Below are 21,977 nucleotides of genomic sequence, written 5' to 3' on the forward strand. Positions count from 1 at the left end.
TCGTAGACAGGAGATATCCGTCATGAAGATAGCAGTTCTCGGGGGTGGCAACGGTTCTTATGCTGCTGTTGCTGATTTCACCGAAGCCGGTCACGATGTGCATTGGTGGCGGCGAGGTGGCTCCGGTCCGCCTGAAATCTCTCTTACGGACCATCAGGGATCACGCGCCGTCCCGACGCGAGTGACCAGCGATCTGGAGTCTGTGATCAAGCGAGCAGACCTGATCTTTGTGCCTGTGCCCGCTTTTGCGCAGTCCGAGATTGCTGACGTTCTGGCGCCCCATCTTGGCGACGGCCAAGTCGTGCTTTTGGCGCCTGGAAGCTTTGGCAGCCTGACCATGGCACAGGCGGTTCGGGCTGCTGGTAACAACACGGACTTTGTCTTTGCCGAAACGGCAACACTACCCTGGATCGCCCGAAAAACGGACGATGATCGTCTGATCGTGACAACGCGCGCCAACCGGCTGCCCCTGGGGGCGTATCCGGCGTCTCAGACAGACCGGGCGCGTTCGGTCGTGGCCAGCGCCTTTCCCGACGTTTCCTGGATACCTGTGGAGGACGCGCTGTCAGCGGCATTGCTGAACTGTGGGCCAATCCTGCATCCGCCTCTGGTTTTCATGAACGCCGGCGCCATTGAGGCGCAGGACAGCTTTGAAATTCATGCAGAGGGAACCCAGCCCGCCATTCGTCTTGTGCAGGATGCCCTTGATGCAGAGAGGATCGCGGTCCGTACGGCACTGGGATATGACTCGCCGCACTTTCCATTGCGCGATTTTTACGAATCCGACCAATGGATGTACGGAAAACTGGGGCAGGATCTGCCAACGGATCAACCTCCGCCGCATGAAAAGATAGATTTCCGGGGGCACCGCTACATCTCGGAAGACATCGCAATCGGACTGGCATTTATGGTGTCTCTGGGTAGTTGGCTTGGGGTGCCAACCCCCCTGGCCTCGGCTTTTCTGGAAATTGCGTCAGCGGCCACGGGACAGGAGTTGGCGAACGGGCCGCGCACAGCGACAACAACCGCGTTGGTGCAAATGTCCCCAGAAGAGTTGAGGCGCAATCTGCGTGATGCTTCGATGCCAATCGGCTGAAGGCGGAAAGCGACCCACCGGCATCTGCCGGGTTGGCAGTACCCACTAGACGCTTACTCGGGCGTGACCCTATAGATGTGGGGTGTTCGGCAGATCGCCATAAGGCATGATCACGGCGGTCCACATCACTTGGATCTCACACGCGAGGTGGCGTCATGACAAAGCAAGCGGATCTTGCCGCAATTCTGAAAGAAGCGGCGGCCTGGCGGCAGGACTTTCATCGGCACCCCGAAACCGGGTACGACGTGACCCGTACCGCGCGACGTGTTGCAGAGTTGTTGCAGCAGTTTCAGTGCGATGAGGTTGTGGAGGGCGTTGGTCAAAGTGGTGTTGTCGGTGTCATCCGGGGCGCTGCACACGAAAGCGGCAAGGTCATTGGCCTGCGCGCGGACATGGATGCCTTGCCGATCCTTGAAGAGACCGGAGCGCCCTATGCTTCATCCATTGAGGGCAAGATGCACGCCTGTGGTCACGATGGTCATACCGCGATTTTGTTGGGCACGGCCAAATACCTTGCACAGACGCGCGCCTTCAATGGCTCGGTCGTGGTCATCTTTCAACCCGCAGAAGAGGATGCAGCGGGCGGCAAGGCAATGCTGGACGACGGTCTGATGGAGCGGTTCGGGATTGATGAAGTATATGCGCTTCACAATTTGCCGGGTTTGCCACTTGGGCACATTGCAACGCGCAGCGGGCCGATCATGGGGACTTCTGACGAGTTTGTCATCACCGTGAGCGGGCGCGGAGGGCATCCGGCCAGTCCTCACAAAGCGCTGGACACCACCATGGTGGCCGCCCAGATGCTGCTGACGCTCAACACCATAGTTTCGCGAAACATTGACCCCCACGCGCCCGCCGCATTGGGGGTTACGATGTTCTCAACCGACAGCAAGGCATCCAACATCATCGCCCAGACCGTAAGGATGGAAGGCACTATTCGCACCCTTGACCGGACAACACGCCAACACATGAAAGATCGCACCGAAGAGATCGTGACGGGTGTTGCCCAAACTTTTGGGGCCGAGGCCAAAGTGATCTGGACAGCCGGGTATCCCATCGCGGAAAACGCAGAGCCGCAAACAAGTGCAGCGTTGGATGCAGCGCGACAAGTCGCTTTGGCGGTGGATGACAATGCCCTCCCGCTTCTACAGAGCGAAGATTTTTCTTATATGCTTGAGGCTAAACCAGGCGCATTGGTGTTTTTGGGAAATGGTGCCAGCGCAATGCTGCATGATCCGCGATATGACTTTGACGACAAAGCCATTGAAACCGGTGTGAACTGGTTCAGCAGTCTGGTCGAACTGCGCCTTCCCGCTTGGCCCGCCAACTGAAAAGCCCGCGTTTGCAGCCTGTGACCAAACGAAATTTACGGGGCGCATCACAAAGTCGGTCTTGGCATTTACGCCTGACAGAGTGCCTAGGTGCCCGGATCCGGGTACATCATGTTGTCTCCAAACTCTGGCACAACAACCGCGAAGTTCTCGGGGCCCAGTTGCAGAAAGTAGTCGTAAACAATCGCAATAAAGTGGCTCACGTAGTCCGGCTTTAACGGGCCATACGGATTAGCCACGACCAAGGTCGGTTGCAAGAGCTGGTCCGAAATTGGCAGGCGGACAATGTTGTCGGTATCTGGGCTGGCCTCGGACGGGCAGATGTTCAACAACGATGCCCCCAGGCCACTTGCCACGGAGGATCGGATCGTTTCATAGGAATGCGTTCTGAGCGCGATGCTGGGCCGGCGCGCGGTCAGGTCAAACAAGGCCAAAAGGTATTCGCGGGTTTCCGGCAGGTCGAGGAGGATAAGAGGCTTTTCCGCCAGCTCGGCCATTGAAATTGTCTTTTCCCTCGCATGCTCGTCTTCAACGCTCAACAACGCGTGGGCGGGAAACTTGCAAATTGGTGTCACTTCTCCGGCAAACTCGTCACCGATATCGTAGGTCACAATGAGATCGACATCCCCCGAGGCCAACCATGCGCGAAGTTGGCGCTGGTCCCCTTCACGGAGAAGAATTTGACTGGGACCGTACATTTCCGAATACCGTTTGATGAGCGCTGGCAGGAGAAGCGCGCCAAAAGGCGAAAAGCACCCCAGCCGAAGGGTTTGAGGAGGCGCCTGGGAGAACTCATCGATGGTCTTTTCAAATTCGGCACCCGCCGCCAGGAACTTTTGCGCTGATTTCAGGAAGGTCTGGCCAGCGGGCGTGGTCACGACACCGTGGCCGCGTCTTTTGTGGAACAAACGCGTTTTGGTTCCCTGTTCAGCGGCCTCGATTGCGGCCAGCAATGAAGATTGTGAGATGTTGAGGACCTTGCAGGCGGTCGTAATACTGCCCTGTCGTGCGATTTCACGAATGTAGGTAACTTGTTTATATGTAAGCCGCAAATTGCCCTCTCATACATTTTGTAAACGTATGCTCTTAAAGTTTGTATTTTATACACAAGCGGATGTGTGTTGTACAGGGAGGGGCTTAAGGAGTTTGCGTTACGCAGCTGACGGAGGAACCGGAGACATCCGGTGTGAAGCTGCCCCGTAACACGACACTCCTTTTTTGACGCCAAAAGCGAGAATCCAAAGGGAGGATGACATGAACACTCTGAGTAAATTCCTGATCGGCTGTGCCAGTGCGGTGGCGCTTGGTGCTCCTGCAGTGCAGGCCGAAGACAAAGAACTGACCATCAACATCGTCGCCAGCATGTCCGGCGCATTTGCCAATTTCGGACTGCAAGCGGAAAAGGGTGCAAGGCTTGCCATTGAAGAAGCCGGTGAAGCAGCCGGAATGACGCTGAACATGGTGGTGATCGACACGGAAAGCAACGCCGGTAAGGGTGCCCGGAAAGTCCAGGCGGATCTTAGTGAACACGGTCCCGGCATCTATGTTGGCACGACCTTGTCGTCTACTGCTTTGGCCGTTGGCCAGGCCGTGCATGACGCAGGGGGTGTCTACATCAATGGCGGTGGTGCAGACGAGCTGACGGGCGAGAAATGTAACGCGTCCATGTACCGCTGGAGTGCACCCACCTATGGTGCGGTCAACGCAAGCCTGCGTCCGGTTTTGGAAGCGCACCCAGACATCAAGCGGGTTTACACCATCACGCCGCAATACGTCTTTGGTGAGGCCATGCTTTCAAACGCCAAGACTGTTCTGGAAGAGCAGGGCATCGAGCACGTCGGCAACAGCTATCATTCACTCAAGGACAAGGAATTCTCAGGTTTCATCGCTCAGGCACAGGCAGCAAACCCGGATCTCTTGATCCTTCTGAATTTTGGCTCGCAGGCAGCGGCGTCGATGCAGCAGGCAGTCAACTTTGGCCTGAAGGATCGAATGAAAATCCTGATGGTCTGGAGCAGCGGCCTCGACACAATGCAGTCGTTGGGATCCGACGTGTCGGATGGCGTCTACTTTGGGGCGCAGTACTGGCATGAGGAAGAGGCAGCCGGGAACCAGTCGCTGGTTGCGCTGACCCAGGCGAAACTCGGAGAAGCACCGAACTATCCTCTGGCGTCGTACTATCAGATGACGAAGATCATGATTGACGCGGTAAACGCAACCGGCGGTGCGGATCCCGATGCTCTCAAGGCGCATCTGGCAGGTTATTCCTATGACGGCATCACCGGGACCGAAACCGTGGCTGCTGACAACAACCAGGTCGAGAAGAACTTTTACCTTCTTCTTGGAAAAGACGCTGCCAGCAAGGCCGATGAAAACGACTTTGCGGACGTGGTGTCCAAAGGGAAATTCTTCCTGTCAGCGGCTGACGCTGGCTGCGTAAAGTAAGGGTTCTCCCTCCCCGAGAGAGCGTTCCCAAGTGGTCCTTCTGGTGGGCCCGGCGGAGTGCTCTCTCAAAATATTGCCAAGACCCGAGCCGATTGCCCTCGGCAACAGCACACGGATAATCCACGGTCTTGAAATCTTGCAAACTCAGACTTTTGGGGGTCAGCTGTGAGCTTATATTTATTCCAGTTGCTCAATGGCGTCGGATTGGGAATGATCTATTTCCTAATGGGCGTTGGGCTAACCATCATCTTCGGGATGATGAACTTTGTAAACTTTGCCCACGGCGTGTTCTATGCTCTCGGCGCATTCATTTGCTATCAGGTCATCCAGGTCACCGGCTCTTACTGGATTGGCCTGATCCTGACGCCAATTCTGATTGGCGCTGTGGCCTACATTCTTGAAAAAATCCTGATCACCAAACTCTATCGCGTAGATCATGCGGTGCAGATCCTCATCACGATTGGCTTAATGCTCATCATTCGTGAAGGGATCCTGATAATCTGGGGAACAGTGCCCAAACCGGTCGCAACACCGTCGATCCTGCAGGGTGTCATCTTTCTCGGAGACTTTGTGTATCCTAAGTACCGTCTGTTCATCATTGCCATTTCCGCCGGAATCGGCCTTGGCGTTTGGTACTTGCTGGAACGCACCCGGTTTGGGATCACGATTCGCGCAGGCAGTGAGAATCCAAAGATGGTCTCTTTGTTGGGCGTTGATACCGACAGGCTGTTTGCACTCACCTTCGTCTTTGGGGTCGCCCTTGCGGGCATCGCAGGTGCCCTTCTGGCCCCCATCCGTGGTGCCGATGCGTTTTCCGGTGATGAGGCCCTTGGCATCGCCTTTGTGGTCGTTGTGATCGGCGGCATGGGCAGCTTTTCCGGCGCCCTTCTCGGAGGGCTAATCGTTGGCCTCGTCCAAAGTTTCACGGCAATCCTGTGGCCTGAGGGCACCAAGGTCATGATCTACTCGGTTATGGCTCTCATCATCCTATTGCGCCCAAATGGCCTGTTCGGAAAGGCCTGAACAATGCTTACCAAAACTCCACTTTTCGTTCACTTTCTGGCCGCGTTCGCGATCGCAGCCGTGCTGCCGATGCTGTTGCCATCTTATGTCCTGGCGACAGAGATCCTGTTGTTTGGCCTGGCGGTCATCGGTTGCAACCTCCTTTTGGGCTACACAGGCCTTTTGTCGTTCGGGCAGGCCCTGTTTTTTGGATCGGGGTCATATTTTGCAGGGCTGATGTCCATACATCTCAACCTTGGGATTGTGCCTACACTACTGATCACGATGGCTCTTGGTGCACTGATTGCCATTCTGGTCGGGGTGTTCGCAATCCGGCGGGCTGGTATCTACTTCATCATGCTGACGCTCGCCTTTGCGCAGCTTGGGTACTACATCGCCTTTCTCGCCGAACCGATCACCGGGGGCGAAGACGGGTTGCTTGATATCCAGCGGCCTGCGCTTTCGATCCCGTTTGTGGCCAAGTTCGAGTTTGACAGCGACTTCAGCTTTTATGCTCTGACCGGTGCTATATTCATCGTGGTGTTCGTGCTGATGCAGCGACTGGTAAAGTCGCCACTCGGCACCGTTCTGACCGCCATCAAGCAAAACGAAGCACGCGCCGAGGCCATCGGCTACAATGTGAAGCTCTACAAAATTGTGGTGTTTGCCTTTTCTGGCTCTGTCACCGCTCTTGCGGGTGCGCTTTATGCCTTCATGTTGAAGTTTGCACCGCTCTCGAACATTGATCTCGAAACAAGCTCACAGATTTTGTTCATGACCATTCTCGGGGGTTTGGGCTCAATCTATGGGTCTGTTCTGGGGTCGGCAGTGTTCCTGGTCGCATCAGATTTTTTCGCAGAGCTCTGGCCACGCTGGATGATCCTGCTTGGTCTTCTGCTGATCTTTGTCATGCTCTACATGCCGGGCGGCGTATCCAAGTCTCTTGAAGACCTCTTCGCTAAGATTTCCGCAGCAAAAGACCAGCGGGGTAAAAAACCATGAGCACCGTGCTTCAAACAAAATTGCTGACCAAGCGGTATGGAGACTTTGTCGCAAATACGGACATCAACCTAAGCGTTGCCAAGGGTACGATCCATGGCGTTATCGGACCAAATGGCGCGGGTAAGACAACGTTCTTCAACTGTCTTGCGGGCACCGTCCCGACGACCTCTGGACAGGTTCTTCTGGAGGGGCGTGACATCACCACGCTGGCGCAGCACAAACGCCCGCTTGCCGGTCTGTCGCGGTCTTTCCAGGTGACCTCGTTGTTCAGCGATTTGTCTGTTTTTGAGAACCTGAGGCTGGCGCATCAGGCGTTGTCGCCAGGCAAGGGATTTGTCTTTTGGCACGCGGCTCATGAAACGGGATCAACGGCAGAAGCAGTGGATATGGTGCTTGCACGCACGTCGCTTATCGGCGAACGCGATACGCTGGTTTCTGAACTGTCGCACGGCCAACAACGCGTACTGGAGGTGGGTGTTGCGCTCATGTCAAAGCCGCGCGTGCTGCTTCTGGACGAGCCGACGTCAGGTATGGGCATTGATGACATCCCGCAGATGATCACTCTTTTAAGCGACCTGAAAAAGGAATGCACAATTGTTCTTATCGAGCACAATGTCGGCCTGGTCACCGAAGTCTGTGATGCGGTCACCGTTCTGCAGGGCGGAAAAGTAATTTCCGAAGGAACCCCACACGAGGTTTCAAACGACGAGAAAGTCAAGATCGCGTATCTCGGGGAGGATCTGTAGAATGCTGCGCCTAAGCGACGTCAACTCACTCTATGGAAAAAGTCACATCCTGTTTGATGTGTCCATCGAAGTGGGTGAAGGCGAAATTGTCACGCTCCTGGGCCGCAACGGGGCAGGGAAATCAACAACGCTGAATTCGATCATGGGCCTGGTCCCAAGTGTTACAGGCACGATCGAGTTTGACGGGCAAAGCCTGATCGGCATGCCAACCCACAGCATTGCGGAACTGGGCATCTGCCTGATCCCGGAACAACGTGACATCTTCCAAATTCTATCCGTTGAAGAGAATCTCGTGCTGGCACAGCGGCCTGAAAGCCAATGGGCGCTCCGGGATATCTACAACCTGTTTCCCCGGCTCGAAGAGCGGAAAACCAATGGGGGTGGTCAGCTTTCGGGGGGCGAACAGCAAATGCTGGCCATCGCCCGGGCCTTGCTCAATGCGCCCAAGATTTTGCTGTGCGATGAGCCTTCAGAGGGTCTTGCCCCTGTGATCGTTCACGAAATCGTTTCAACACTTGAGAAGATCAAGTCAACCGGCATGCCGATCCTGCTTGTCGAGCAGAACCTACGGGTTTGCGAGAGATTGGCCGACCGCCACTACATTTTCGAGCAAGGCCAGGTACTGCACGAGTTCTCTCGCGAGGACTTCTTCTCGGAAGAGGCCATTGCCGCAAAACAAAAGTACCTGTCTGTGTAGGGTAATAAGACATGAGAAAAACAGCATTTATTTCACACGAGAAGTGCTTTTGGCACTTTGGCGGCAACTACGCTTTGCTTGCGCCCGTCGGCGGTCTGGTTCAGCCTATGGTGTCTGGAGGTCTGCCGGAAGCCCCTGAAACCAAGCGCCGGTTGAAAAACCTGATTGAGATTACCGGGCTGAATCGAGACCTTGAAATGGTTGTGGGCAAGACGGCGACCTTTGAGGACCTCGAACGAGTGCACCCCAAGGCGTACCTGGACGAGTTCAAGACCCTCTCGGACAATGGCGGTGGTGAGCTTGGGCTGCGGACACCTTTCGGCCCTGGCGCTTTTGAAATTGCCATGTTGTCGGCTGGGATGGTGATCCAGGCCGTCGAAGGGGTTGCGACGGGTGTCTACGACAACGCTTATGCCTTATCGCGCCCACCGGGGCACCATTGCCTGCCGGATTGGCCAAACGGTTTCTGTCTTTTGGCGAACGTTGCGATTGCCGTGGAAAAGGCCATTGCGGACGGGATCGCCAAACGGATTGTTGTGCTGGATTGGGATGTCCACCACGGCAACGGTACCGAAGCGATCTTTTATGATCGGCCGGATGTTCTGACAATTTCGATCCATCAGGATCGGTGCTACCCTCAAGACACCGGTTCCGTCGAAGACCGAGGCACGGGCAGGGGTCTGGGCGCAAACATGAACATTCCCTTGCCACCGGGATGCGGTCACAACACCTATATCGAAGCAACGGAGCGGTTGATTGTGCCTGCGATTGAGGCGTTTGATCCGGATCTCGTCATTGTTGCCTGTGGCTTTGATGCGGGTGGGTTCGATCCGCTGGCACGTATGATGTGCTCTGCTGAAACCTTCAGAGAAATGACAAAGCGCGTTATGGAGATCACCGACGGCAAGTTGGTGGCAGCACATGAAGGCGGGTATTCCGAGCTCTATGTCCCGTTTTGCGGTCACGCGATGTTGGAAGAGATGTCAGGATCCGAAATTCGCGCGGAAGATCCGCTGCTTAATCGGATCAATGGGCAACAACCCGATGCGCGCGTCGATGCCTTCCATCTGGAACTCATTAACGAAATGGCTGACCACTTTATGTAGGGCGAGAGGCTCTTTCTTGGCGGCTAGTCGATAGCCCGACTTTCTGGTCATTGAGAGCCGCGAACATCTTTGATCCAGGCGACGATCAGGTCGCGTGATTCATTGTCCATCTCAATGGCGTTGGGAGGAGGCATGGCGTGCGACAGGCCCGCCTGGAGATAGATCTGGTCCGCATGTCGGGCCACATCTGCCTCGGTTTCCAGAACGATACCCTTGGGCGGCCAGTGCATACCGTCCCAAGAGGGTTCACGCGCGTGGCACATCGAGCAGTTGCCCGTCACCGCGTAGAAAGCTTCTTCAAAGCTATCGACCGAGGCGTATTTCTGTTCGTACGGGGTCATCTCGCGGGCTTCGGACTCTTCGTAGGTTTCCCCGCCGCGCACGGTCGAGAGCCAGGCGATTGCGATCATCAGAAGGACCGTCGCCAGCCAGGTCCAGTGCGGACCTTTGCCGGTCTTGTGCATGGTGTTGAAATAGTGGCGGATGGTGACACCGGTCAGGAAAATCAGGCTTGCGATGATCCAGGCGTACTCGGTGGCAAAGGCCAGCGGGTAGTGATTGGAAAGCATCAGGAAGACCACCGGCAGTGTCAGGTAGTTGTTGTGGGTCGAGCGGACCTTGGCGATCTTGCCGTACTTGGCATCCGGCGTGCGACCGTTCTTGAGGTCTTCGACCACGATGCGCTGGTTCGGCATGATCTGAAAGAACACGTTGGCGGTCATGATTGTCGCAGTAAAGGCCCCGAGGTGCAAAAGGGCGGCGCGACCGGTGAAGATCTGGTTGTAACCCCAGGACATCACCACAAGGATCACAAACAGCAAGAGCATCAAAACCGTGGGATGCTCGCTGAGCCGGGATTTGCACATGGCATCATAGGCCAGCCAGCCAATGGTCAGCGACCCCCCAGAGATCACGATGCCCTGCATCAGCGAGAGGTTTGCCTTGGTCGGGTCCAGCAGGAACAATTCACCGCCGACCCAATAGATTATCATCATGAGCGCAGCACCCGAAAGCCAGGTCGTATAGCTTTGCCATTTGTGCCAGGTCAGGTGTTCGGGCATCTCCGAAGGGGCCACGAGGAATTTCACCGTGTGATAGAAACCACCGCCGTGTACCTCCCATTCCTCACCATAGGCTCCGTCCGGCAGGTGCTTGGCTGGCTTCAGCATCAGATCCAGCGCGATAAAGTAGAACGACGCGCCGATCCAGGCCATTGCGGTGATGACATGCAGCCAACGCACCGAAAACGCGATCCAGTCCCAAAGAATTGCCATATCGTACATGGAGGCCCTCCAAAGATTCGTATTCGCAAACACTCTATTCGAGATGTATTTATTCTGGTATTGCAACTAAAAGCCAAGCAGTATCAAAAAAAGCGAAACAATGTCCTATTTTGACAATATCCGAACCTTCGTACGTGTGTATGAACTGGGCAGCATGTCTGCGGCGGGGCGGGATTTGCGGGTCTCGCCAGCGGTGACCTCGTCGCGGATTTCGCAGCTGGAAGAGCATTTGGGCGTGCGGCTGTTTCAACGCACAACGCGTAGCCTGACCCCGACCGAACAGGGCAAGTCCTTTTACCGGGGGGCGACTGAGATCCTTGAATCTGTTGAGAGGGCTGAAGCGAAGATCGTCAATATCACCGAGAACCCGCGTGGCTCATTGCATATCGCGGCGCCCTTGGGTGTGGGCCGTCGTCTGATTGCACCTCAGGTTCCGGACTTTCTGAAAGAGTACCCCGAAGTCAGCATCCGGCTGCGTCTGACGGATCGGAATGTGGATCTGACAACCGAAGGCCTGGACCTGTCGTTTTTCCTGGGCCAGCCCGAAGACAGCAATCTGCGCATTCGCAAGATTGCCGATGTCAAACGCGTGTTATGTGCGTCTCCGCAGTACATTCGGAACCGGGGGATGCCCAAGAATGGCGATGACCTAGTGCAGGACGGCCATGAATGCCTGAGCCTGAGGTTCCCCGGTGCCACCGAATTTCAGTGGCTGTTGTCAACGCGCGAAGGCGACAAACGTTTTCGGATTTCTGGCCGCTACGAGTCTGATGATGGGGATGTTCTGACGGACTGGGCCGTGGCCGGGCACGGCATTGCCATGAAGCCGGTTTTTGAAGTTGCGGACCATCTGCGCGAGGGCACCTTGGTGCCGGTGGCGGTGGAAACACCGCCAAAACCCATTCAGATGGCCTGTTTGTTCACCCACCGCCGGATGCAGGATCCCAAGACGCGGCTGTTCATGGAATTCATGATCGAGCGGATCGCAAAGGCTGTGCTGGCCTCTCCGAAATAGAGACTATTCCGGCTTAACTGCCGCGATAAGTGCTGTAACCGAAGGGCGAAAGCAAAAGCGGCACGTGATAGTGCGAGGGTTCCGACATGCCAAAACGAATGGGGATCACATCCAGAAAGCGCGGATCTTCCGGCGGTGTGCCAGTGGCATCCAGATAGCTGCCCGCGTAAAAGATAAGCTCGTATTCGCCAGGTGCAAATTCCTCGGCTGGCAGGATCTGTTCGTCGGTGCGGCCGTCATCGTTGGTCACAAGCGTTTTGAGTTTGCTGCGCGTGTCGCCGTCGATCCGGTAGAGTTCGATTGTCAGACCCTCCGCCGGGCACCCGCGGGCTGTATCGAGGACATGCGTGGTCAGATATCCGGTCATGATAGTGTCTCCTGATTGTTCATGCCCTTGTATTCTGGTTGCAAGGTGGGACGCAAAGCTGGTCATTCAAGATGCTCTTTTTGCAATTTTTTGAAAAACACGAGAGATTATTTGGTTTATCAAGTGTCAAAATCCGAGGAACAAGCGTTGAAACGATATCCAAGAGATCTGACCGGGTATGGGGCCCGGACACCCAATGCGAATTGGCCGAATGGTGCAAAGATCGCCGTGCAGATCGTTCTGAACTATGAAGAAGGCGGTGAGAACAACATCCTGCACGGGGACCCGGCGTCCGAGGCTTTCCTGTCCGAAATCACCGGGGCGCAGCCCTGGGAAGGGCAGCGCCACTGGAACATGGAGTCGATCTATGAATACGGCGCCCGCGCCGGGTTCTGGCGCGTGCATCGTTTGCTAAAGGACACACCGCTTACGGTCTATGGTGTTGCCTCCGCGCTGGCTCGCGCGCCCGAGCAGGTCGCGGCCATGAAGGCCGCAGGTTGGGAAATCGCCAGCCACGGGCTGAAGTGGATCGAACACAAGGACATGTCGCCCGAGGAAGAGCGTGAACACACCCGCGAGGCGATCCGCCTGCACACCGAGGTGACCGGCTCACCTCCGCGCGGCTGGTACACGGGGCGCTGTTCGATGAACACGGTGGATCTGGCGGCGGAAGAGGGCGAATTTGCCTATATCGCGGACAGCTATGCCGATGATCTGCCCTATTGGGTCAAGGCGGGTGGCAAGGATCAGTTGATCGTGCCCTATACGATGGACTGCAACGACATGCGCTTTGCCATTCAGGCGGGATATACCAATGGCGACCAGTTTGAGAGCTACCTGAAAGACAGCTTTGACATGCTTTATGCCGAAGGGCAGGAGGGCGCGCCCAAGATGCTGTCGATCGGGCTGCATTGCCGTCTGATCGGGCGTCCGGGCCGGGCCGCTGCGTTGAAACGTGTGCTGGACTATTACCGGGAACACGACGGCGTCTGGTTTGCCACGCGTGAAGAGATTGCCGATCACTGGATGAAAGAACACCCTCCCATGCAACAGATCACACCCTCTGAAATGGACCGCGACACCTTTGTGTCCGAGTTTGGTGGCGTTTTTGAACATAGCCCATGGATCGCCGAGGGGGCCTATGACCTCGAGCTTGGCCCAACCCATGATACGGCAGTGGGCGTGCACAGCGCGCTGGCCCGCGTGTTCCGCTCGTCGAGCGAAGAGCAGCGGTTGGGCGTGCTTGTGGCGCACCCGGATCTCGCGGGAAAACTGGCGGCAGCCGGGCGTCTCACGGCGGAAAGCACCAGCGAACAGGCCGGGGCCGGGTTGGACATGCTCACCGATGAAGAGCGCGAGACCTTTACCCGTCTGAACGAGGCCTACACGACCAAACACGGGTTCCCCTTTATTATTGCGGTGCGCGACAACACCAAGGCAACGATCATGGAAGCGTTCCACCGCCGGATCGACAACGACCGTGACACCGAATTTGCCGAGGCCTGCCGTCAGGTCGAGCGGATTGCCGAGGTGCGGCTCTTGGAGAAGTTCGGCGCATGAGCCTCACGATTGCGCCCCAACCTTTGACCGCTGAGGCCTTTGCGCCTTTTGGTGATGTGCTCGAGGCCGTTGGGACACCGGACAAGATGATCAATCAGGGCCTTTGCGGACGGTTTCACGACCGGGCGATCTTGGATTTTTCGGATGGGCAGGCGGGGATCAGCCTGTTTGACGCCGAGGCCCGTTCTTTGCCGATGAGCCTGGATATGGTCGAGCGTCATCCGGATGGCAGTCAGGCGTTCCTGCCACTGAGCCGCGCGCCTTTTCTGGTGGTGGTCGCTCCGGACGACGGGGGCAAACCAGGGACGCCGGTTGCCTTCATCACCGCGCCCGGACAAGGCGTCAATTATCATCGTAACGTCTGGCATGGCGTCTGCGCACCATTGTCTGAACAGGGACAATTTGCCGTTGTCGACCGGATCGGTGACGGCCCAAACCTTGAAGAGTTCTGGTTCAAAGAGGAGATCACGATTCAAGGTTGAACAAGGGCCGGTGGAGGAGCTGGCCCGCGCATCATAGGGAGGGAAACACCATGGCTGATGCATCAATCGGAACCCCGGAGCAGCTCCGGGATCCAAACTACTCACCGCCTTTAGCCAAGGCGATACCACTGGGGTTGCAGCATGTGCTGGCGATGTTCGTTTCAAACGTCACGCCGGCAATCATCGTTTGTGGCGCCGCAGGCTTTGGGTTCGGGTCGAACAGCCCGGACTTTCCACAGATGATCTACATGATCCAGATGTCGATGTTCTTTGCAGGCATCGCAACATTGTTCCAGACAATCGGTGTCGGCCCGGTTGGCGCGCGCCTGCCAATTGTGCAGGGTACATCGTTTGCCTTTATTCCGATCATGATTCCACTGGTTGCGGGGAAGGGCGTCGATGCGATTGCGGTTCTGATGGGCGGCATCGTTGTGGGCGGCCTGTTCCACGCAGTTTTGGGGCTGTTCATCGGCAAGATCCGCTTTGCCCTGCCGCCACTGGTCACCGGCCTCGTGGTCACGATGATCGGTCTGGCGCTGGTCAAGGTGGGCATTCAGTATGCCGCCGGTGGCGTTCCGGCGATTGGCAAGCCTGAGTATGGCTCGCTGATGAACTGGACCATGGCGCTGATCGTGATCTTTGTCACGCTGGGACTCAAGTTTTATGCCAAGGGCATGTTGTCGGTTTCGGCGGTGCTGATTGGCCTGATCGTGGGCTACATCTTTGCCTTTGCGATGGGCGAAGTGAACCTTGGCAATGTGGGCCGTGCGGCCTCATTCGCGCTGCCAAACCCGCTGCACTTTGGTCTTGAATTCTCGGTGGCCGCGATCATCGGGTTCTGCCTGATGTCCTTTGTCTCGGCGGTGGAGACTGTCGGGGACGTGTCGGGGATCACCAAGGGTGGCGCCGGTCGGGAAGCGACTGACAAAGAGATCCAGGGCGCAACCTTTGCGGACGGGATCGGCACGGCAGTGTCCGGACTGTTTGGCGCGCTGCCCAACACCTCGTTCAGCCAGAACGTGGGTCTGATTGCCATGACCGGCGTGATGAGCCGGATGGTTGTGACCATCGGCGCGTTGTTCCTGATCCTTGCGGGTCTGGTGCCCAAGATCGGCGCGATCATCTCGTCGATCCCGATTGAAGTGCTCGGCGGCGGTGTGATCGTGATGTTCGGCATGGTGGCAGCGGCAGGTATCTCGATGCTGTCGGATGTGCACTGGAACCGTCGCAACATGGTGATCTTTGCGATTTCCCTTTCGCTGGGCTTGGGTCTGCAGCTTGAGCCGGGAGCGTTGCAGCACCTGCCGGGCACGGTCAAGGTTCTGGCGACCTCGGGCATTCTGCCTGCGGCGCTGATTGCCATCGTACTGAACCTGATCCTGCCAGAAGAGCTGTCAGATGAGGCCACGGAAGAGGTCTCGGGCGGTATGGCCGGACATGGCGAAGGCTCGTTGCCGCATGACGATCACGTCTGATCCCGCGACAGAGTAAAAAATGAAAAAAGGCGGCGTGACCATCACGTCGCCTTTCTTATTGTGTGGTGTCTTTGAGACGTTCAGGCGCTTTGCAGCAGGATTTCGGAACGGAGGTTTCCCTCTTTCATGGCCTGACCCGCCACATAGGTTTCCTCAACGGCGCGGTCATCCCCCAGCATTTGCAGGATGAACAGCTCTTCCGACAAGGAATCGGCGCGTTGCATCCGCAGATCCATGGCGTGGGTTGCGCGGGAATCCAGCACCACGATGTCCGCGTCCGAGCCGGGTGCCAGTGTTCCAATCCTGTCTGCGAGACCGAGGATTTCGGCATTGCCCCGTGTGATCCAGTGGAACGCCCGCAGGGGGTGCATTTTCTGGTTCTGAAGCTGCAGGACTTTGTAGCCTTCGTTCAGCGTCTGCAGCATCGAATAACTGGTCCCCGCGCCGATATCGGTGGCGATGGCGTTCTCTATGCCGCGCGCGCGCAGGCCCGCGTCGTCAAACAACCCGCTGCCCAGAAACAGGTTTGATGTGGGGCAGAACACAGGCTTTGCCCCGGTGTCCACCAGCACGTCAATTTCGCGTGGCTTCAGGTGGATCGAATGGCCCAAGAGCATTTTGGGCGACAGAAGCCCGTAGTGTTCATAGACACCGAGATAGTCCGGGGCCTCCGGGTAAAGCTCGGCTGTATAGGCGATTTCGTCGTGGTTCTCACTAAGGTGCGTCTGCACAAAGCAATCGGGGTACTCGGCCACCAGCGCGCCCGCCATCTCCATCTGCTCGGGCGTCGAGGTGATGGCAAAACGCGGGGTGATCGTATAATGGGCACGACCCGCGCCATGCCATTTTCCAATCATAGCCTTGGTGTCGTCATAGCTGGATTGCGGCGTGTCCATCAGCGCGCCCGGCGCGTTGCGGTCCATCATCACCTTGCCGCCGATCATGCACATGTTGCGGCGGGCGGCCTCGGTGAAATAGGCATCAACGGATGTGGTGTGGACCGAACAATAGGACACGGCAGTCGTGGTGCCGTGGCTGGTCAAGAGGTCAAAGAAATGCCGCGCCATCAGGGCGCTGTGGGTAGGGCTTTCAAAGCGGGTCTCTTCGGGGAAGGTGTAGTTGTTCAACCAATCCAGAAGCTGCGCGCCCCAGGAGGCAATGACCTGTACTTGCGGAAAATGCACATGGGTGTCGATGAAGCCGGGCATCAGCAGATGCGGGCGGTGGTCGGTTATGGGCGCGGTTGGCGCAAGGGCAGAGACTTTGGCAAACGTGCCGGTCGCGATGATCTTGCCATCGGCAATCAGGATGGCTCCGTCTTCGATGTAGCTGTAGGCATCGGTATCCGCTTCGTCCTGCGGGCTGGCGTGGAAATCCAGAATACGCCCACGCAACAGCGTGTGTTGATCCGTCTGTGTCATGATCGGGTCCAGTTTGGAAACTCGGAATAGGTGAAATGGCGTGCGGGCCATCGGAGGGGAAACATGGGATGGCCCGCACGGCTGGTCCGTAAAGACGGACGTTTACTCGGCGGCTGTCGGGGCTTCCTCGACAACCACATTCTCATTTACCAGCTCGTCCTCTTTGTGGAAGCGCGGGTAGATGTAGAGGAACGCGGCGGCGATCAGGTAACCTGCGGTGACGCCGTTGATGTCGGGCCAATGCAGGCTGGCGCCGTGGATGATGCCAAGAGACGACATAACGGCGGCGGCGAGAGCAAACCCCCCGGCGTTGCGGAACCGGCCGTCGATGACGCTGGCCACGATGGCGCCCCAGATCAGACCGGTCAGGATTGCACCCTGGGACAGAGCCAGGTGGCCTTCGAAATGTGCGCCTTGCTGCAAGAGGGCGGCTGTCAGGGCTTCGTCCCCCAGTTGCGGTAGGGCGGCAACGCCAACGGCCCCCAATGCCCCCATGAGCGAGCCCCATTTCACCATCAGGAAGGAGGATACATGCGGCATCATTGCGATGGTCACGGCAGCCATATGATCGGTCTTTACCGAATGGGCGGTGTTGGTGATCAGGCTGAGGGCCACAAAAACCAGAACCGGCGCAGCAGCAGCCACGGGGATCAGGTTGTTGAGGAAGGCCAGCATGCCAAAAAAGGCCGCCGCAGGGATCACGACACCAACGCCGATGATATAGCCCGCATGCGCGCCCATGCGTTTATAGGCTGGGTGGCCGATATAGGCGGTGGTCGGGAAGGGCGAGCCAAAGATCGCGCCAACCATGGTGCCCAGGCCGTCGGTGATCTGGCAGGTGGCTACGGGATAATGGTCGCCCGCAGCCTCGGCGCTTTCCACGTTGTTCATGGTTTCGATGAAGTTGTAGATCTGCACCGGCACCAGAACCAGGAACAGTTCAGGATTGGCAAAGAGGTACTGAACACCGACAATCAAGTCGCCGAAATAGGGCATGGGCGGATAGAATCCGACGCCTTCGACGCTGAGTTTTGCCTCGCCAATGGCAAAGGCCACAACCGTCCCGACGATCAGTGCCAAAAGGCCTGCGGGAATGTTGTAGGGCAGGCGGAAGCGACCCACGAGACCCCAGAGAATGATGATCATCGAGGCAAAGCCAATAAAGGGGTTTTCGAACACGGTGGCCAGTGGCACGGTGCCGATGAAGACCAGCGCGATGCCGCAGAGCGTGCCAAGCATGCCCGCGCGCGGAGTGACCCGCTTTAGCCAGGGGCCGATCACGGCGCCAAGGGCGGCCACGATGCCCCCCATGAAACCAGCACCAATGCCAACCTGCCAGGCCAGCATGGGGTCGTTGGTCGACCAATAGATCGGACCGATCACGCCAAAGAGATAGACAAACATCACCGGGGTCGAGATGCCATAGGGCAGGGCGGTTACGTCGCGGCCATGTTGGGCAGCAGCGCGTTTGGCGAGGCCAACATAAACCGCGATACCGGCCAGAATGGCGACGGCGGCGCCGGGCACGATACGCCCATAGACGATCTCGGCGGGCATGCCAAAGACGAACTGACAGACGCCTGCCAGCACCATCAGGTTGATCAGGTTGTCTGTGAACAGCGCCCAGAACGCGCTGAAGTCGCTGCGGTGAAACAGCTTATAGGTATAGCTACCATCCCTCATTGTGGGACCTCCTGTTATAGCCGGTAGGGCCTGTGGCGTCTCCTCTTGCCAGCCCTACCCGCGTTTCCTCACTGCGCCGCGATATGCGAAACAGTGCCCCGAAGTTGGGGGATTGCGGCAGTTTCAGAGGTCAGCGCCGTGATCACTTCGGCCACGACTTGCGCGGCGATCACGGCAGGCCGCTTATCGCGGCTACCGCCTGCCCCGATGGGGCAGATCAAGGGTGCGATGGACAGGCCATCACAGTGTTCTTTGCACCAGCTGTTGAATTTGGCGCGTTTGGTTTTTGAACCGATCAACCCGACATAGGCCGCGTCATTGCGTTCAAGGGCCGCCGAAGCCAGCAGGAAATCCAGCCCATGGTCATGGGTCAGGACGATAAAGGCACTGCCAGCAGGGGCGTTCATCACGTCGATTTCAGGAATGGCGGATTGGCGCCGCTCCACGCCCGCGTGGCATTGTTCAAGTTCTTCGAGACGCTGATCGATCAGCACAGTGCGTACTGGCATGTGTTGCAACAGATCAGCCAGGGCCCGCCCCACATGGCCAGAACCCAGAATGTACACGGCAGGCCGGGCATCATCCGAACGTAGAGCCTCGCCATAGGCGTGTTCCTTGTCGGACCGGCTCATGCGGGTGATCGAAACTTCGACCCGGCCACCGCAGCATTGCCCGATCTCGGGACCAAGCGGGATATCGAGATGTTCCGACAGGTTGCCCAAGGCCAAGAGGTCTCGGGCGGCAGCAATCGCCATATGCTCAAGCTGACCGCCACCGATCGTGCCCCAAAGCGTGGAGTCGCGGACAAACATTTCAGTCCCGGTGGCACGGGGCGAGGACCCACGCACACGGGTCAGCCGCACGCAGGCAACCGCGCCGGGACCGTTCAGGAAATCATTCAGTTTGTCCGCCTGGGTCATTGCTCAGATCCTCACTGGCTGGCCTTGAGACGTTCCACCGCCATCAACACCCGCTCAGGGGTTGCGGGGGCATCAAGGCGCGGACATTCGCGGTAGTCTGCAACACTGGCCACGGCCATCGACAGCGCTTCGAACACCGAGATCCCCAGCATGAAGGGCGGTTCCCCCACCGCCTTGGAGCGTTTGATTGTCATTTCGCGGTTCTCCGACCAATCGGCCAGATTGGTGTTGAAGATGCGCGGGCGGTCACTGGCGAGCGGGATTTTGTAAGTCGAGGGCGCATGGGTGCGCAATGCGCCCTTGTCGTCCCACCAAAGCTCTTCGGTGGTGAGCCAGCCCATGCCTTGGATAAAGGCGCCTTCGACCTGACCCTTGTCGAGTATCGGGTTCAACGATTTGCCAACATCGTGCAGGATGTCGGTGCGCTCAACCCGATACTCGCCCGTGAGTGTATCGATTGCGACTTCTGAGCAAGAGGCGCCATAGGCGTAATAATAGAACGGGCGGCCCTTGCCGGCGGCGCGGTCCCAGTGAATCTTGGGGGTCTTGTAGAACCCAGCGGCAGAAAGGTGCACGCGGGCCATGTAGGCTTCTTTGATAAAGGCATCAAAGGCCACGCTCTCGTCACCGATCACAACCCTGTTGGGCGCAAAGCTGACGGCGTCTTCGGAAACTCCCCGGCTTTCGGCGGCAAAGGTAACCAGCCGTTCCTTGATCTGCTCGGCAGCATCAAGGGCTGCCATGCCGTTCAGGTCCGAGCCGGACGAGGCCGCCGTGGCCGACGTGTTGGGCACCTTTTCCGTGGTGGTTTTGGTGATCTTGATGCGATCAAAGTCGACCTGAAACGCCTCGGCGACAACCTGGGCCACCTTGGTATTCAGACCCTGGCCCATCTCGGTGCCGCCATGGTTCAGATGGATCGACCCGTCGTTATAGACATGGATCAGCGCACCGGCCTGATTGTACCAGGTGGCGGTAAAGGAAATGCCGAATTTAACAGGTGTCAGGGCGATGCCACGACGGATGATGCCGCCTTTGGCGTTCTCGTCCAGAATGGCCTTGCGACGGGCCTGATAGTCGGCGCTGTCTTCCAGCTCTTCGACGATGCGACCAATGACATTGTCCTCAACCTCCTGGTGATAGGGGGTCAGGGTGCGGCCATCACCCGCTTCGCCATAAAAGTTGGCCTTGCGCACCTCGAGAGGGTCCTTGCCCAGGGCATAGGCGATCTCTTCGATCATGCGTTCGGCGGCAATCACGCCTTGCGGGCCGCCAAAACCGCGAAAGGCGGTGTTCGACACGGTGTTGGTTTTTTGTGGGCGCGAAGTGAGGCGCACGTTTGGATAGTAATAGGCGTTGTCGGCGTGAAACAGCGCGCGGTCGGTGACCGGGCCGGAGAGGTCCGAGGTCCAGCCGCAGCGGGCGGCAAACTGTCCCTCGACCGCCTGAATGCGGCCCTCATCGTCAAAGCCCAGATCATAGTCGATCACGAAGTCATGGCGTTTGCCGGTGGCGGTCATATCCTGATCCCGGTCGGGGCGGATTTTCACTGCGCGGCCCAGCTTCTTGGCTCCCAGTGCGGCTACGGCGCAGAACAAGTTCATCTGGCTTTCCTTGCCACCAAACCCACCGCCCATGCGACGCACGTTCACGACCACTGCGTTCGAGGGCACGCCAAGCACATGCGCCACCATATGTTGCGCTTCGGAGGGGTGCTGGGTCGAGCAATGTACAATCACATCGTCGTCTTCACCGGGAATGGCAAAGGCGATGTGGCCTTCGAGGTACATGTGGTCCTGACCGCCGACAGTCATCTGGGCCTGAATGCGGTGGGCCACGCCGCCAAAGGCGCCATCAACGTCACCACGTTCCAGTTTCAAAGGGTCAGTGACCAAGGGCATTCCGGCCTCATGCGCTGACACGGGGTCCAGCGCGTGGGGCAGGATGTCGTAATCCATCTCTGCCAGCTCCGCGGCCCGGCGCGCGGCGTCGCGGGTCTCGGCGATCACGGCGAACAGTGGCTGGCCGTGGAATTCAACTTTTTCGGTGGGAAACACCGGTTCGTCGTGCTTGCCGGTCGGACTGACATCGTTGACGCCGGGGATGTCGTCAGCGGTCAATACGTCAACGACGCCAGGGGCAGAACGGACACGCGACAGGTCCATGCCCCTGATCTTGGCGTGGGCCACATTTGACGCACCAAGATAGGCATGCAGAGTACCCGCAGGTTCCGCGATATCGTCGGTGTATTCGGCGCGTCCCTGCACCTGTTTGATGGCGCTGTCGTGCTTCAGATCCTGATGAACCGCGCCCTGAACTGTTGTGTTATCTTTCATAGCCGGGCTC

At 57.7% G+C, this 21,977-nt stretch carries 19 protein-coding genes; 12 read left to right on the forward strand and 7 right to left on the reverse strand.

All coding sequences use genetic code 11. The features are described 5' to 3' along the window. Positions 1-22: 22 nt before the first annotated feature. Both EK369_RS18850 and EK369_RS18855 read left to right on the forward strand, forming a co-directional pair. Positions 23-1,096, forward strand: a complete 1,074-nt coding sequence (locus EK369_RS18850) for an NAD/NADP-dependent octopine/nopaline dehydrogenase family protein (protein WP_127115824.1) — start codon at positions 23-25, stop codon at positions 1,094-1,096. Positions 1,097-1,251: 155 nt separating this feature from the next. Then, positions 1,252-2,427, forward strand: a complete 1,176-nt coding sequence (locus tag EK369_RS18855) for an amidohydrolase (RefSeq protein WP_127115825.1) — start codon at positions 1,252-1,254, stop codon at positions 2,425-2,427. A gap of 86 nt (positions 2,428-2,513) precedes the next feature. On the opposite strand, the gene EK369_RS18860 is transcribed toward EK369_RS18855, so the two are convergent. Then, on the reverse strand, positions 2,514-3,479 hold the full coding sequence (locus EK369_RS18860; RefSeq protein ID WP_127115826.1) for a LysR family transcriptional regulator: 966 nt from the start codon (positions 3,477-3,479) through the stop codon (positions 2,514-2,516). 202 nt (positions 3,480-3,681) lie between these two features. Here EK369_RS18860 and EK369_RS18865 point away from each other — a divergent pair, with 202 nt between their 5' ends. The 6 genes from EK369_RS18865 to EK369_RS18890 all read left to right on the forward strand — a co-directional run bounded on the left by EK369_RS18865 (position 3,682) and on the right by EK369_RS18890 (position 9,425). Beyond that, positions 3,682-4,872 (forward strand): ABC transporter substrate-binding protein, encoded by a 1,191-nt coding sequence (locus EK369_RS18865; RefSeq protein ID WP_127115827.1) that lies wholly within the window; start codon positions 3,682-3,684, stop codon positions 4,870-4,872. A gap of 165 nt (positions 4,873-5,037) precedes the next feature. Further along, positions 5,038-5,895, forward strand: coding sequence for a branched-chain amino acid ABC transporter permease (locus EK369_RS18870; protein WP_127115828.1), 858 nt, complete (start codon positions 5,038-5,040; stop codon positions 5,893-5,895). 3 nt (positions 5,896-5,898) lie between these two features. Next, positions 5,899-6,876, forward strand: coding sequence for a branched-chain amino acid ABC transporter permease (locus EK369_RS18875; RefSeq protein WP_127115829.1), 978 nt, complete (start codon positions 5,899-5,901; stop codon positions 6,874-6,876). After that, positions 6,873-7,622 (forward strand): ABC transporter ATP-binding protein, encoded by a 750-nt coding sequence (locus EK369_RS18880; RefSeq protein WP_127115830.1) that lies wholly within the window; start codon positions 6,873-6,875, stop codon positions 7,620-7,622. The genes EK369_RS18875 and EK369_RS18880 overlap by 4 nt, the downstream gene beginning before the upstream one ends. 1 nt (position 7,623) lies before the next feature. Then, entirely contained in the window at positions 7,624-8,319 is a 696-nt protein-coding gene (locus EK369_RS18885) for an ABC transporter ATP-binding protein (RefSeq protein ID WP_127115831.1), read from the forward strand. A gap of 11 nt (positions 8,320-8,330) precedes the next feature. Next, entirely contained in the window at positions 8,331-9,425 is a 1,095-nt protein-coding gene (locus EK369_RS18890; protein ID WP_127115832.1) for a class II histone deacetylase, read from the forward strand. Positions 9,426-9,472: 47 nt separating this feature from the next. On the opposite strand, the gene EK369_RS18895 is transcribed toward EK369_RS18890, so the two are convergent. Beyond that, positions 9,473-10,708 (reverse strand): urate hydroxylase PuuD, encoded by a 1,236-nt coding sequence (locus tag EK369_RS18895; RefSeq protein WP_127115833.1) that lies wholly within the window; start codon positions 10,706-10,708, stop codon positions 9,473-9,475. Positions 10,709-10,808: 100 nt separating this feature from the next. On the opposite strand from EK369_RS18895, the gene EK369_RS18900 reads away from it, so the two are divergent. Continuing rightward, positions 10,809-11,723, forward strand: a complete 915-nt coding sequence (locus EK369_RS18900) for a LysR family transcriptional regulator (RefSeq protein ID WP_127115834.1) — start codon at positions 10,809-10,811, stop codon at positions 11,721-11,723. Between the two features lie 13 nt (positions 11,724-11,736). Here EK369_RS18900 and uraH read toward each other — a convergent pair whose 3' ends face one another. Then, positions 11,737-12,090 (reverse strand): hydroxyisourate hydrolase, encoded by a 354-nt coding sequence (gene uraH, locus EK369_RS18905; protein ID WP_127115835.1) that lies wholly within the window; start codon positions 12,088-12,090, stop codon positions 11,737-11,739. A 147-nt stretch (positions 12,091-12,237) separates the two neighbouring features. Here uraH and puuE point away from each other — a divergent pair, with 147 nt between their 5' ends. The 3 genes from puuE to EK369_RS18920 are packed head-to-tail and all read left to right on the forward strand — an operon-like array spanning position 12,238 to position 15,607. After that, a complete protein-coding gene (puuE, locus tag EK369_RS18910) occupies positions 12,238-13,650 on the forward strand; it encodes an allantoinase PuuE (protein WP_127115836.1) in 1,413 nt (470 codons plus the stop codon). Next, the gene (locus EK369_RS18915) at positions 13,647-14,132 is read left to right on the forward strand and encodes an ureidoglycolate lyase (RefSeq protein ID WP_127115837.1); all 486 of its coding nucleotides are present in this window, start codon (positions 13,647-13,649) and stop codon (positions 14,130-14,132) included. Before puuE ends, EK369_RS18915 begins: the two co-directional genes overlap by 4 nt. A gap of 50 nt (positions 14,133-14,182) precedes the next feature. Next, on the forward strand, positions 14,183-15,607 hold the full coding sequence (locus EK369_RS18920) for a uracil-xanthine permease family protein (protein WP_127115838.1): 1,425 nt from the start codon (positions 14,183-14,185) through the stop codon (positions 15,605-15,607). Between the two features lie 80 nt (positions 15,608-15,687). On the opposite strand, the gene guaD is transcribed toward EK369_RS18920, so the two are convergent. From guaD to xdhB, 4 genes are all read right to left on the reverse strand, one after another. Further along, positions 15,688-17,028, reverse strand: coding sequence for a guanine deaminase (gene guaD / locus EK369_RS18925; RefSeq protein WP_127115839.1), 1,341 nt, complete (start codon positions 17,026-17,028; stop codon positions 15,688-15,690). A 102-nt stretch (positions 17,029-17,130) separates the two neighbouring features. After that, entirely contained in the window at positions 17,131-18,711 is a 1,581-nt protein-coding gene (locus EK369_RS18930) for a xanthine/uracil/vitamin C permease (RefSeq protein ID WP_127115840.1), read from the reverse strand. 68 nt (positions 18,712-18,779) lie between these two features. Next, positions 18,780-19,631 (reverse strand): xanthine dehydrogenase accessory protein XdhC, encoded by an 852-nt coding sequence (xdhC, locus tag EK369_RS18935; RefSeq protein WP_127115841.1) that lies wholly within the window; start codon positions 19,629-19,631, stop codon positions 18,780-18,782. Between the two features lie 11 nt (positions 19,632-19,642). Then, positions 19,643-21,967, reverse strand: a complete 2,325-nt coding sequence (gene xdhB / locus EK369_RS18940) for a xanthine dehydrogenase molybdopterin binding subunit (protein WP_127115842.1) — start codon at positions 21,965-21,967, stop codon at positions 19,643-19,645. Positions 21,968-21,977: the final 10 nt, after the last annotated feature.

Origin of the sequence: Shimia sediminis (assembly GCF_003990645.1) — a bacterium.
Lineage (GTDB): Bacteria > Pseudomonadota > Alphaproteobacteria > Rhodobacterales > Rhodobacteraceae > Shimia > Shimia sediminis.